Below are 11,338 nucleotides of genomic sequence, written 5' to 3'. Positions count from 1 at the left end.
GGCGAGCTCTCAGACGGGGTCGCTACCATGAAAAATGCTCTGCCGGGGTTGCACCTCGGTGAATACTGATCTAACTCGTAACCCCAGGAGACACTCGTGAGCCTTCAGATCGTGATCCTCGCCGCAGGTATGGGCTCGCGCCTGGGCCGCTCGCTCCCCAAGCCGCTGACCGAATTGAACGACGGCCGCAGCATCATGCAGCAGCAGCATGACAACATCCGCGCCGCTTTCGGCGACGACGCGCGCATCACCACCGTCGTGGGTTACCGTGCCGAGACGATCGTCGAGGCCTTCCCCGACGTCGACTACGTCTACAACGCCCGCTACGACCAGACGAACACCTCGCAGAGCCTGCTGCGGGCGCTGAAGGCCTCGGGTCGCGGCGGAGTCCTCTGGATGAACGGCGACGTCGTCTTCGACCCCCGCATCCTCGGGCGGGCCGTATCGCTCATCGAGCGCGGCCAGTCCTTCGTCACGGTGAACACCGCGAAGGTGAGCGACGAAGAGGTCAAGTACACCGTCAGCGGCGAGGGCTTCATCCAGGAGCTGTCGAAGACCGTCCGCGGCGGTATCGGCGAAGCGGTCGGCATCAACTACATCTCCGCGCGCGACAAGAAGGCTCTCATCGCCCAGCTCGGCCGGGTCGACGACCAGGACTACTTCGAGCGCGGCCTCGAGCTCGCCATCGCCGAGAACGGTCTGCTGCTCGAGCCGATGGACATCTCCGACCTCTACGCCGTCGAGGTCGACTTCGCCGAAGACCTCGAGCGCGCCAACCTCTACGTCTGACGAGCCGCCGCGGTCGCGGCACGAGATGATGGGTGCCATGGCCCGTAAGGTGCACCGCATCGATTCCCTGCCCGACGACGCTCCGCGCCGCGACAGCGACGAGGTCGACGATGCGCGGCATCCGCTGACCGTCCGCACGCTCGATCGGCTCCTCGCGGTGCAGCGCCCGGTCGTGCTCGCTCACCTCCGGGCCATCCGGCAGCGCCACCCCGAAGCGACCACTGCGCAGGTCGTCCAGATGCTCGAACGCCGCTACCTGACAGCGGTCACCACCGGCGGCGCAGCGGTCGGTGCGACCGCGGTCATCCCGGGAATCGGCACCGCCACCACCATCGCCCTGAGCGGCGTCGAGACCGCGGGCTTCCTCGAAGCGACCGCTCTCTTCGCGCAGTCGCTGGCCGAGCTGCACGGGATCCCCATCGATAATCCCGACCGGGCGCGGGCACTCGTGCTGGCGCTCATGCTCGGCACCGAGGGCGCCGAGCTCGTGGGCCAGTTCGCGCGTCAGGCGAGCGGTCGCGGCGCCCCGCGCAGCTCCTACTGGGGCGAACTGGTCACCTCGTCACTCCCCCGCACGGCCGTCGGCCCCGTCCTGGACCGGCTCAAGCGCGCATTCGTGCGCCGGTTCGCCGCGGCCGGCGGAGCCTCGGTCGTCGGAAAGGCACTGCCCTTCGGAATCGGCGCGGCGATCGGAGGCACCGGCAACCACATCCTCGGTCGTCGGGTCATCTCGGGCGCACGTCGCGCCTTCGGCGTCGTTCCGGCGGGCTTCCCGGCTGCACTCGATCTCCCCGAGAAAGATCAGCCGATCGGACGAGGCGCCGGACTGGTGGCGCAGCGCATCGGCGGCGTGTTCGCCGGCGCCGGCCGTCAGGCGGGCTCGATCGCGTCGCGTCCCTTCCGGCGCGTGCCGCACGACACGGCGGAACCGGCTGAGCCGACGGCTTCCGACCCGGGCGAGCGGGAGGACTCATGACCGCCTTCGTCATCACGATCCTCATCGTCGGCGCCGTCTTCAACGTCGTGACCTGGCCGACCTTCCTCCGCCGCGTCTCGCGCGACCCCCGCGCCACCGGCGCGGACGGGCGGCGCACCCGGTTCTTCACCGTGCACCTCGTGCTCGTCATGATCGCTCTGGTGCTCGCAGCGCTCTTCCTCGCTGCGGCCGTCATGATCGGCTTCGGCTCGAGCTGAGCCTCGCGGTCACGGCCGAGGTCAGGCGTCGTCGAACTCCGCCTCGTCGCGCTCGTCCGCGACGGTGATGGTTCGCGCATCCCACTCGTCCCACCGCTTCATCAGCGAGTCGATGGCCGCGTGGAACCGCGCGGTGGCAGCGCCCGGAGAGGTGTCGCCGAAGTAATGGCGCGACCATCCGCGCAAGCGCTCCGACGCCTCCGGGTCGATCGCGACCCGGTCGGCGACAGCGATGATGGACGCCGCGGCGTCGGCATCCAGCCAGGCGGCGTCCGCGAGATACCCGCCGGTGTCCACGAGGGCCGCGGGGTCGCTCGGCCGAGTGACCAGCAGCGGCTTGGCGACCGCGAGCCGGTCGTAGATCATCGCCGAGATGTCGACGACGGCGAGGTCAGCGGATGCGAGCTGCCAGCCGAGCTCGGGTCCATCGTCGTAGACGTGATGGGCTCGCGGGTCGGCGGCGTTCGCCGCCGCGATCGCCGCGACGATGCGCCGATGCGCGTCACCATACGCCGCGTCGACGACGCCCGAACGCGGGTGTGGACGGTAGATGAGACGGTGCCGCGGCGACGCCAGCACGGCGCTCGCCAGCGCTTCGCCGTGGGTGGCGATCGAGCCGTAGTGCGCAGCCGGCCGGTCACCTTCCCAGGTGGGCGCGTAGAGGATGACCGAACGCCCGTCGTCGGGGTACGGGAGGGCGCCGGAGAAGTGGTCCGCCTGCGGACGGCCGATCGCGATGGTTCGGGCGTCGAGGTCGTAGTCCCACAGCACACGTCCCAGCCGCTCGCGGGCCGCGTCGCCCGCGATGAGCGCGTAGTCGTACGCCTTGAACTGGTTGGTGGTCATGTACATCTTGTCCGACTCGCCGTGGTTGATGAACACATGCCACCGGTGGCCGTAACGGAACATCTGGAAATTCCGGGTGTTCTGGTTGACGTACAACACCACCCGGATGTCCTGCGAGGCGACGAAGGCTTCGAGCGCTCGCACCGTCGGAGCGAAAGCGACGGGCAGCGCGTCGTCGGCGAGCAGCGCTTGCGCGCCGGTGGGACTGCGACTGATCACGACGACCGGCCACGTCTGCGCGAGGCGCTGCAGCGGCTTGTACCACTGCCGCATCTGGTACATGTTCACCGCGCCGTCGGCGAAATACACCGCGATGCGGAAGTGACCCTGCGGGGGCTTCGGCAGCGTCGCGAGAGAGCGTCGCACGTCAGCGTTGGCGGTCCGGTTCGACACGGCCCTTCGCACGAGGCCGACGGCTTTGCGGACGTCCGATATCTTTCCCACCCCTCCAGGGTACCGAGCGTGTCGGCCCGGAGCGGGACGCGTGACATGATCGACGGATGCATGACGACGCGCACCGGTGGCGCCCGGCGCCCGTGCCGGAGCGGAATGCGGGCGTCTCGTTCGTCATCCCGGTGCTCAATGAGCGCGATTACCTCGAGCACGCCGTTCGGAGCGTCCTGGCGCAAGAACTCGACGTGCCGATCGAGGTGATCCTCGCCCTCGGACCTTCCTCCGACGGCACCGACGCCGTCGCGCGCCGGCTCGCCGACGACGACGCGCGCATCCGGCTCGTGCGCAATCCGGCCGCCCACATCCCGGTCGGCCTGAACATCGCGATCCGTGCTGCGCGCTACCCCACGATCGTCCGCGTCGATGCGCATTCCGAACTCCAGCCCGGTTACACCCGCGCGGCCCTCGACACGCTCGCGCGCGTGCGCGCGGCCAACGTCGGCGGCGTCATGCGCGCAGACGGGAACACCCCGTTCCAGCGCGCGGTCGCGCGCGCCTACAACTCCCGGATCGGACTCGGCGGCGGCGCCTACCACGGCGGCACATCCGAAGGACCGGCCGAATCGGCCTACCTCGGTGTGATGCGACGCAGCGTGCTCGAAGAGGTCGGACTGTTCGACGAGGGCATCCGCCGGGGCGAGGACTGGGAGCTCAACCTCCGCATCCGCCAGGCCGGCTATCGCGTGTGGTTCGACCCCGACCTCCACGTGACGTACTGGCCGCGCGAGAGCTGGACGCGTCTCGTGCGGCAGTTCCGCGCGACGGGGTCATGGCGGGGCGAGCTCGTTCGCCGTTTCGGACGGCGCAACGGCCTGCGCTTTTTCGCGCCCCCGGCGCTCGTCGTCGCCGTCGCGACGTCGGTCGTCGTCGCTGCGGTGCAGCTCGTCGGAGCGGTGTCGGGCCGCAACGGCATCCTGCTGTCGGTCCTCCACCTCCCCGTCGCCGCCTACGCTGCCCTCATCGGGGCCGTCGCGGCGGGTCGCGGCGGTGGGCGCGGTCTGCGCGACCGACTGTGGACGCTCGCGGTGCTCCCGTCCATGCACCTCTCGTGGGGCATCGGGTTCCTGCAGGGGGCCTCTCGTGGTGCGCGAGGCACGGTCGACACCTCGCGCCTCGCGAGGAACACACCGCTCCCCTGACGCGGCCGGGCGGAATCCAAGTCCCGCAAATCGCCCGGGTCGGTCGCGCGAGACTGCATGAGTCGATCCCGCGCGGCTTCCTGGTTCACTCCCGCGAGACGAGCCCCTGGTCGAGGATGCGGGCGGCCACGCGTTCGGCCGCGTGCCCGTCGTCCCGGGGATTGAAACGCTCCCGCCAGCGGGCGTACCGCTCGGGGTCGACGGTATCGCCGGCGACGATGGCGTCGACGAGCTCGCGGTAGGTGCGCACGACCGGACCGGGCGCCGATTCGGCCAGGTCGAAGTAGAACCCGCGGAGCTCGCCACGGTAGTGCTCGAGATCGGGAACGAAGAAGTACATCGGCCGTCCGGTGACGGAGTAGTCGAACATGACCGAGGAGTAGTCGGTGATGAGCGCGTCCGACGCCAGCTGCAGGCCCGCCAGATCGGGGTACGAGGTCACGTCGATCACGCGTGTCCCCCGCTCGTCGGTGCCGGGCGCGAGCGTGCGCGAGTGGCCGCGGACGAGCACGACGGCACCCGTCGCGTCGGCCAACGCGGGCAGGTCGAGGAAGTCGACGATCGTCTCGCGGTCATCGCGCCACGTGGGGGCGTACAGCAGCACGCGCTCGTCCGGGGCGATGCCCAGCGAAGCGCGCACCGCGGCGCCGTCACCGGTGCGCAGGTCGTCCGTCCGCGGGTACCCCTCGACCCACACGGGCTTCCGCCGGAACGCGTAGGCGGCCCGCAGCACCCGGGCGCTGTACGGATTCTGCGCCAGCAGGATGTCCCAGCGCCTGCTCTCGCGGATGACGGCGAGGGTCCGGCGCGGATCGAACCCCGGCCGGTGCAGAGCGAGTCGCTTCAGCGGCGTGCCATGCCACGTCTGCAGCACCACCTGGCCGGGTCGGCGGACGAACCGCCGGCGCAGCCAGTCGTTGACCACGAGCAGGCGCGCCGCACCGCGCGCGCGCAGCCACTCGGGGCTGCCCTCGATGACGGCCACGGCGCCGTCGGGCACGGGCACGGAGAGGTCGACGACGCTCCAGTACCGGGTGACTCCCGGAGCGACGCGGGCGAGCTCACGGTCGATCGCACGGGGGTTGTCGCTGGCGCTGCGGCCGTAGAAGCTCTCGAAGAAGACGGCGTTCTCGAGCGCAGCATCCGAATCCGGGCCGACGGGCGACGCCACCGGCGGACCGATCAGCACGTGGACGCCGTTCCAGTTCGCGCGCAGCGTGGGCGCTTCCAGCGGCGGGGCGGCGTCGGCGCGCACCGGGCCGCCGTCGACCAGGAGATCGTAGGGCCCGCTGGGGAGCGGGAGCGTCGCGCCGGCCCAGCGTGCGGTGTGCAGCGGGATGCGGGCGGTCCATCCATCGGCCGCGGCGACCAGGGCTCCCCGCACCCGCGCTCGCTGCCCGACGAGCTCGACCGCCTCAGGCGCCGGTCCCGCGCCGCTCAGGGTGACGACGGGCACGTCTTCATCGCTGAACCGGATCTGCATCATGACCGCTCCCCCGCCGCATCCGGCTCCGCACCTGACGGCGGTGCCGCCTCCGGCACCGCGGCGACGATTGCGGCGTGCACTCGGTGCGCGTTCCGCCCGTCGCGCCAAGCGTGCATTCGCAGGCTCAGGTCATGTGCCGTCTTCCGTCGGCGATCCGCTTCCGCGTCGTCGCGGAGCAGAGCGTCCAGTTGCGCGCACAGCTGCGGCCACGACTGCGCGGCGTCGGCCCCGGCGACCTCGCGGTAGGTGCCGTAGAAGCCACGTGTCTGCCCGTAGCGCTCGACGTCGGGTGCCAGGAACAGCGTCGGCAGCGGCACCAGCCCCGCGTCGTAGGCGAGCGACGAGTAGTCGGTGACGAGCGCGTCCATCGCGGCGAGCAGCGGGGTGACGTCGGCCACGAGGTCGCTTCCGAGCAGGCGGACGCGATGCGTGGGCTCGGGCGGTGTGTACTCGCCGCCGCCGAGGGGGTGCGAACGCACGAGGAGCACGGCGTCGTGCGCTTCGAGAACAGTCAGGATGTGCTTCCAGTCATCCGCGTCGGGGGTCGCAGGATCGGGTGCGCCGTCTCGCCAGGTCGGCGCGTACAGCACGATGCGCGAACCGCCGAGCCCTGGGACGGCCGCCTCGAGCAGCCGGCGCGCCTCGTCGGCCGCGCGTGCGGGATCGGACGGCGACAGGACGTCGACACGTGGCTCGCCGAGCACGGGCACGCGGCTGTCGTCGAGACCGAATGCGCTCTCCAGCCGGCCCCGCACGAGGTGCGACGCGGCGGGCAGCAGGTCGATCTGAGCCTGGGTGCGCCGGTACGCCCACGCGAGCAGCCGGCGGATGCCGGGAACGCCGCGCAGCCGGCCCGGATCCGTCGTCACGGGAGCGTCCAGGCCGATGCGCTTGAGCGGGATGCCGTGCCAGAGCTGGACCAGGAAGGCCCCGCCCACGCCGTAACGGTTGACGTCGCCGAGGCCATGGGTCACCACGACGACGCCGGCACGCGCCGTGTGCCAGAACCCGCGCCAGGTGTCGCGTCGCACGGTCGGGATGCCGAGCCGCCGCGCCTCCTCGGCCTGCCGAGACGTCGACACCAGCCACACCGCCCGCGGTCGCGGCGCCGCCTGCCAGAGTGCGAGCGCGCCGTCTGCGATGCCCACGGCGCAGCCGAAGACCCAGGCGGACCGATCACGGGGAATGACGAGGGTGGCGAGGCGCCCAGCGAGGTATGCCGGGATGCGCAGGACCTTTCGCACGTTGCCCGCGCCGAACGAGAAGGACGCCACCCCGCGAGCCTATCGCGGGGTGGCGTCCTGGCCTGTCGGCATGCGCGGCGCGAGCAGCGGCCTACTGCTGGAGCTCGCCGAGGGTGACGGTCGCTGTCTGCTCGCGGTCGTCGCGGATGTAGGTCAGCTCCGCTTCGCTGCCCGCGGCCAGCGCGCGGACCTGAGCGGTCAGGTCGACCTGATCGGTGATGGCCACGCCGTTGAACTCCGTGACGATGTCGCCGCCCCGCAGGCCCGCCTCGGCGGCGGCTCCGCCCGCACTGACCTCGTTGATGAGCGCACCGGCGCGTGTTGCGCCGGGTGCGGCGGCGGCATCACCGACCGTGGCACCGAGCAGCCCGTGGGTGGCCGAGCCGTCGTCGATGATCTCGTTCGCGACCCGCTCGGCCACGGTCGAGGGGATCGCGAAACCGACCCCGATGGAGCCCGCCTCCGTCGACGTGCCGCCAGCGCTGGCGATGGCGACGTTGATGCCGATGAGGCGCCCCTTGCCGTCGACGAGGGCACCGCCCGAGTTGCCCGGGTTGATGGCGGCATCCGTCTGAATGACCGAGATCGCGATGGACGACGTCGGCTGCGTGGGAGTCTGCTCGCCCTGACCGAAGTCGAACTCGAACGGTGTGCGGCCACCGGGCGACTCCTGCTCCGTGTCGCCCTCGGAGTCGGGGGCGGCCGACGAAGCGATCTGGATCGAGCGGTTGAGCGCGCTGACGATGCCCGTCGTCACGGTGTTGGACAGCCCCAGGGGCGCGCCGACGGCGACGGTCTGATCGCCGACGTTGAGCTTGCTCGAATCGGCGAACTCGATGGGCGTCAGCCCCGAAGCGTCGGTCAGCTTGATCACCGCGAGATCGTACGTCGGGTCGGTCCCGACGATGGTCGCGGCGTACACCCGTCCGTCGGAGGTCGTGACCGAGAGCTCCGGGTCACCCGTGGCGCCGTCGAGGGTCACCACGTGCGTGTTGGTGAGCACGTATCCGTCGTCGCTCAGGACGACACCCGAGCCCGTGCCGCCCGAGGTTCCCGACGACGCGGAGATGGTGACGACGCTCGGCAGGACCTTCGTGGCGATCGCCGTCGTCGCATTGACCGAGTCGGGATTGTTCACCGTGATCGACGAGGGGCCTGCGCTCTGCGAGGCGGGTGCCGCGACGAACGACGACCCGACGGCCGCTGCTCCCCCGACGCCGGCCGCTCCGCCGACGAGGGCGGCGGCCACGAGGATCGCGGCGATCTTCCCACCGCCGACCTTGCTGCGGTCGTGCGCCTCAGCGGTCGTCGTCGCCGGCGTCGTCGCGGCCGGCTGACCGAAGGCCGCGGCCCCTCCGTGCGGAGCGTGCTGACCGTAGGGCTGGGTCGGCTGCGTGTGGAACGCCGATCCGGCGTCGTCCGGCGTTCCCGGCAGGGGCGGGCGCGGCGGGACGGGCGCCTCGGCACGCGGCGGCGTCACTGCCGCATCGGGCGTCTGCTCGGGAGCACGCCGGGCGTCGGCGGTGCTGTCTTCGGGGGTGTGCTGGTCGCTCATCGCGGTTGCTCCTTTGTCCAGGCACGACAAGGTTGCCGCGGGATGCTGTGGTTTGCCTATGCCGGGGATGGGATGCCCCTATGGGTGTAACCTGAGCCCCGTGCACGAGGTTCCCGGCGCCTGGCGTCGCGCCGCACGCGGCGCCGGACTACTCACCGACGACGGTCAGCCCGTCCCCACGATCTTCGCCGAGATGACTGCTCTCGCCACGCGAACGGGCGCGATCAACCTCGGTCAGGGCTTCCCGGATGAGGACGGGCCCGCCGCGGTGCTCGAGGCCGCGCAGAAGGCGATCGCCGCGGGACGCAATCAATACCCGCCGGGCCGCGGCGAGCCCGAGCTCCTCGCTGCGATCTCCGAGCACCAGTCGCACTGGTACGGTCTCGCGATTGATCCCGACACGCAGGCCCTGGTGACCGCAGGAGCGACCGAGGCGCTCGCGGCGACCATACTGGCCCTCGTCGAAGGCCCGGACGACGAAGTCGTCGTCTTCGAGCCCTACTACGACGCGTACGCGGCGCTCGTCGCCCTCTCCGGCGCTCGCCTCGTGGGCGTGCCGCTGCGCTGGCCCGCCTTCCAGCCCGACCTCGACGAGCTCGCCACGGCCGTCACGGACCGCACGCGCATCATCCTGGTCAACGACCCCCACAATCCCACGGGCGCCGTGTTCTCGCGCGAGACGGTCGACGAGATCGTCCGTCTGGCCTATCGCCACGACGCCGTGATCGTCACGGACGAGGTCTACGAGCACCTGACCTTCGACGTGCCGCACGTGCCGATCGCGACCCTGCCCGGCGCGGCCGAGCGGACGCTGACGATCTCCTCCGCGGGGAAGACGTTCTCGGCCACGGGGTGGAAGGTGGGCTGGGTCACTGGACCCGCCGCGCTCGTGCGCGCGGTGCTCGCGGTGAAGCAGTGGCTCACGTACGTCAACGCGGGCCCGTTCCAGCCGGCGATCGCGATGGGGCTCGGGCTTCCCGACGAGGTCTTCACCGGGATCGCCGACCGGCTGCGTGCGGGTCGCGATCTGCTCGGCGCAGGCCTCCGGGAAGCCGGCTTCGCGGTGTCGACCCCGGCGGGCTCGTACTTCACCGTCGCCGATGCCGCGCCGTTGGGCGCTCGCGACGCGGACGCGTTCTGCCGAGAGCTGCCCGAACGGGCGGGCGTCGTCGCGATTCCGCTGACCGCATTCGCGTCCCGCGCGCACCGTTCGCAGTACGCCACGCTCGTCCGCTTCGCCGCCTGCAAGCGCCCGGACGTGCTCGCCGAGGCGTCAGCGCGGCTCACCGCCGCCTTCTGAGCGCGGCACCACCGCGAACCGGCGCAGCTGCAGCGCCGGGTTGACTCGCCGCACGCGGTCGACGGCGTGCGCGTCGACGTATGCGACGGCGATGTCGCTCGCCGTGCCGACAGCGGCGACCTCGACCCCCTGCGGATCGAAGACGCCCGAGTTGCCGACGCCGAGGGGCGGCGGGTGGTCGGCCGCCGCGACGAAGACCGTGTTCTCGATGGCCCGGGCGCGCAGCAGCGTGTTCCACTGCAGTTCCTTCAGCGGTCCGCGCACCCACTGGGCGGGAACCAGCAGAACGTGGGCACCGGTGTCCGCGAGGACGCGCGCGACCTCGGGGAAGCGCAGGTCGTAGCACGTCATCAGGGCGAAGCGGATGCCGTCGACCTCGAACGTCTGCGGCGACGCGATCTCACCGGGCTCCACCCAGTCCGACTCCCGCTGGCCGAACGCGTCGTACAGATGCAGCTTGCGGTAGGTCGCCACGACTCCCCCCGGCCCGACGGCGACGACCGTGTTCCGCACCCGTACGGCATCCGAGGCGCGCTCGAGCAGTCCCGCGACGATGTGCACGCCGTGCTCGCGCGCGAGGTCGTGCAACCCCGCCACGAAGGGGCCGTCGAGTTCCTGCGCGTTCTCGCGCAACGTCTCGTCGAACGGGTCGACGAAGTAGCTCGAGTACTCCGGGAACAACACGACCTCGGCCCCCCGTGACCGGGCCCGCGCGACGAACTCTCCGATCACGCGGAGATTGTCGCCCGCGTCGGCGGCGGGCGCGAACTGTGCGATGGCGAGAGCTGTCATCGGGCCTCCGAGCGGCGGTGACGGTAGACGAGGGGGAACCCGACCCAGAGGGCCGCGATCAGGAGCGCGAGCGCGCCTCCGGCGATCCAGGAGGCGGCGCGACTGACGACGACGTCGAAGACGAACACGACGACACCGACGAGCAGGATCGAGACGGTCACGAGCGCGACCAGCAGGGCCGTGTGACCGAAAGCGACGACGGCCGGCTTGGCGCGGCGGCGGAAGAGCCCGCGGTGCAACGCGACCGGCGACAGCGCCACGATGGCGCTCAGGGCCGCCAGGACGACCAGGACCAGATAGAACACGCGCTGGGCCCCGCTGAGGTCGTCGAAGGCGGGCTGGAACGCCAGCGCGAGGAGGAACCCCGTCAGGATCTGCGTGCCCGTCTGCAGCACCCGCAGCTCCTGGAGCAGTTCGTTCCAGTTGCGGTCGGCGCGCTCGTCGGCCGACTCGCCGCGACCGTCGCCGGCGACGTCGTCGCCACGGTGTGTCACCGGAGTCGCGGGGCTCATGGCGACATCCTCCTCGTCCGATGCCGAC

General features: G+C 71.3%; 11 protein-coding genes. 5 read left to right on the top strand and 6 right to left on the bottom strand.

Annotated features, from left to right (window positions below):
- Nucleotides 1-96: 96 nt before the first annotated feature.
- From ACPYN5_RS06610 to ACPYN5_RS06600, 3 genes are read left to right on the top strand one after another with little or no spacing between them, the layout of a single operon-like run.
- Nucleotides 97-789, top strand: a complete 693-nt coding sequence (locus ACPYN5_RS06610) for a phosphocholine cytidylyltransferase family protein (protein WP_424448178.1) — start codon at nucleotides 97-99, stop codon at nucleotides 787-789.
- A gap of 37 nt (nucleotides 790-826) precedes the next feature.
- The gene (locus tag ACPYN5_RS06605) at nucleotides 827-1,765 is read left to right on the top strand and encodes a hypothetical protein (protein ID WP_424448177.1); all 939 of its coding nucleotides are present in this window, start codon (nucleotides 827-829) and stop codon (nucleotides 1,763-1,765) included.
- Nucleotides 1,762-1,983: an SCO4848 family membrane protein gene (locus ACPYN5_RS06600; RefSeq protein WP_424448176.1), complete on the top strand. Its 222-nt coding sequence runs from the start codon at nucleotides 1,762-1,764 to the stop codon at nucleotides 1,981-1,983. Before ACPYN5_RS06605 ends, ACPYN5_RS06600 begins: the two co-directional genes overlap by 4 nt.
- Before the next feature lie 21 nt (nucleotides 1,984-2,004).
- Here ACPYN5_RS06600 and ACPYN5_RS06595 read toward each other — a convergent pair whose 3' ends face one another.
- Nucleotides 2,005-3,273, bottom strand: a complete 1,269-nt coding sequence (locus ACPYN5_RS06595; protein ID WP_424448175.1) for a CDP-glycerol glycerophosphotransferase family protein — start codon at nucleotides 3,271-3,273, stop codon at nucleotides 2,005-2,007.
- Between the two features lie 56 nt (nucleotides 3,274-3,329).
- Between ACPYN5_RS06595 and ACPYN5_RS06590 the strand changes: the two genes are divergently transcribed.
- A complete protein-coding gene (locus ACPYN5_RS06590; protein WP_424448174.1) occupies nucleotides 3,330-4,421 on the top strand; it encodes a glycosyltransferase in 1,092 nt (363 codons plus the stop codon).
- A gap of 85 nt (nucleotides 4,422-4,506) precedes the next feature.
- Here ACPYN5_RS06590 and ACPYN5_RS06585 read toward each other — a convergent pair whose 3' ends face one another.
- From ACPYN5_RS06585 to ACPYN5_RS06575, 3 genes are all read right to left on the bottom strand, one after another.
- A complete protein-coding gene (locus ACPYN5_RS06585) occupies nucleotides 4,507-5,907 on the bottom strand; it encodes a CDP-glycerol glycerophosphotransferase family protein (protein WP_424448173.1) in 1,401 nt (466 codons plus the stop codon).
- Nucleotides 5,904-7,181, bottom strand: a complete 1,278-nt coding sequence (locus tag ACPYN5_RS06580; protein ID WP_424448172.1) for a CDP-glycerol glycerophosphotransferase family protein — start codon at nucleotides 7,179-7,181, stop codon at nucleotides 5,904-5,906. The genes ACPYN5_RS06585 and ACPYN5_RS06580 overlap by 4 nt, the downstream gene beginning before the upstream one ends.
- Nucleotides 7,182-7,242: 61 nt before the next feature.
- Complete coding sequence (locus ACPYN5_RS06575) at nucleotides 7,243-8,706, bottom strand: S1C family serine protease (protein ID WP_424448171.1); 1,464 nt, start codon at nucleotides 8,704-8,706, stop codon at nucleotides 7,243-7,245.
- Nucleotides 8,707-8,806: 100 nt separating this feature from the next.
- On the opposite strand from ACPYN5_RS06575, the gene ACPYN5_RS06570 reads away from it, so the two are divergent.
- Entirely contained in the window at nucleotides 8,807-10,006 is a 1,200-nt protein-coding gene (locus tag ACPYN5_RS06570) for an aminotransferase class I/II-fold pyridoxal phosphate-dependent enzyme (RefSeq protein WP_424448170.1), read from the top strand.
- On the opposite strand, the gene ACPYN5_RS06565 is transcribed toward ACPYN5_RS06570, so the two are convergent.
- Together ACPYN5_RS06565 and ACPYN5_RS06560 are read right to left on the bottom strand one after the other, a co-directional pair.
- Nucleotides 9,980-10,798, bottom strand: a complete 819-nt coding sequence (locus tag ACPYN5_RS06565; RefSeq protein ID WP_424448169.1) for a carbon-nitrogen hydrolase family protein — start codon at nucleotides 10,796-10,798, stop codon at nucleotides 9,980-9,982. The genes ACPYN5_RS06570 and ACPYN5_RS06565 overlap by 27 nt on opposite strands.
- A complete protein-coding gene (locus ACPYN5_RS06560; RefSeq protein ID WP_424448168.1) occupies nucleotides 10,795-11,310 on the bottom strand; it encodes a DUF6328 family protein in 516 nt (171 codons plus the stop codon). The genes ACPYN5_RS06565 and ACPYN5_RS06560 overlap by 4 nt, the downstream gene beginning before the upstream one ends.
- Nucleotides 11,311-11,338 lie beyond the last annotated feature (28 nt).

It is taken from the genome of Microbacterium arborescens (assembly GCF_049707515.1).
Taxonomy (GTDB): Bacteria; Actinomycetota; Actinomycetes; order Actinomycetales; family Microbacteriaceae; genus Microbacterium; species Microbacterium arborescens_B.
This window is presented reverse-complemented; position numbering and strand designations above follow the sequence as displayed.

What these genes read in the sequence shown, in the direction of transcription:
- ACPYN5_RS06605 (WP_424448177.1), top strand. Translation starts at nt 827, where the DNA reads ATGGCCCGTAAGGTGCACCGCATCGATTCCCTGCCCGACGACGCTCCG.
- ACPYN5_RS06600 (WP_424448176.1), top strand. Translation starts at nt 1,762, where the DNA reads ATGACCGCCTTCGTCATCACGATCCTCATCGTCGGCGCCGTCTTCAAC.
- ACPYN5_RS06590 (WP_424448174.1), top strand. Translation starts at nt 3,330, where the DNA reads ATGCATGACGACGCGCACCGGTGGCGCCCGGCGCCCGTGCCGGAGCGG.
- ACPYN5_RS06585 (WP_424448173.1), bottom strand. Translation starts at nt 5,907, where the DNA reads ATGATGCAGATCCGGTTCAGCGATGAAGACGTGCCCGTCGTCACCCTG.
- ACPYN5_RS06575 (WP_424448171.1), bottom strand. Translation starts at nt 8,706, where the DNA reads ATGAGCGACCAGCACACCCCCGAAGACAGCACCGCCGACGCCCGGCGT.
- ACPYN5_RS06565 (WP_424448169.1), bottom strand. Translation starts at nt 10,798, where the DNA reads ATGACAGCTCTCGCCATCGCACAGTTCGCGCCCGCCGCCGACGCGGGC.
- ACPYN5_RS06560 (WP_424448168.1), bottom strand. Translation starts at nt 11,310, where the DNA reads ATGAGCCCCGCGACTCCGGTGACACACCGTGGCGACGACGTCGCCGGC.